This is a genomic window from Nitratidesulfovibrio liaohensis (genome assembly GCF_011682075.1).
GTDB lineage: Bacteria > Desulfobacterota > Desulfovibrionia > Desulfovibrionales > Desulfovibrionaceae > Cupidesulfovibrio > Cupidesulfovibrio liaohensis.
Genome location: NZ_VSMK01000780.1, coordinates 1 through 546 on the forward strand (window position 1 = coordinate 1; position 546 = coordinate 546).

At 74.2% G+C, this 546-nt stretch carries 1 pseudogene; it reads left to right on the plus strand.

Annotation, left to right across the window (positions count from 1 at the left end):
• Nucleotides 1–16: 16 nt before the first annotated feature.
• Nucleotides 17–546: pseudogene (locus FVW27_RS19155) on the plus strand (DUF4131 domain-containing protein); the annotation flags it as partial.

Genomic DNA, 546 nt, shown 5'->3' on the forward strand with positions numbered 1-546 from the left:
GCCACGGGGCGAACCCGTGTGGGCCGTTACGGCAGCGATACTGCTGTGGCTGGGCATGGGCGCGCGGGCGCGCGGAGCGGCGCGGGTGGCCGTATACGCGCTGTGCTTCTGCGCGGGGCTGGGGGCGGCATGGCTGCGTGAACCCGGACCGCCGCCGCCAACACCCGCCTGGACCGACACCGGGCACCCGGTACGCTTCAGCGGCACAGTGGCGGAATGCACCCCCACCACCGACGGGCGCATCCGGCTGCTGCTGCGCCATGTGCGGCCAGAGACGAACGCACGGCAGACGAACGGCGCTGACGGACCTGCCGAGCCGGGCGTCACGGCTGCAACAGCATCCGCAGCGACATCGGGCGCGGCAACGGGCACTATCCCGCCCTCCACGGAATCCCCCGCCCCAACGGAACAGAGGGAGCAACCGGCACTGCCGGGGCTTCTGGCCCTGTCATGGCAGAGTCCGCCCCTGCGGCCCGCGCCGGGCACCCGCCTGACCGTCACCGCCGCCGTCTCGCCCATGCGCGGGCTGGCCAACCCCGGCGGGGA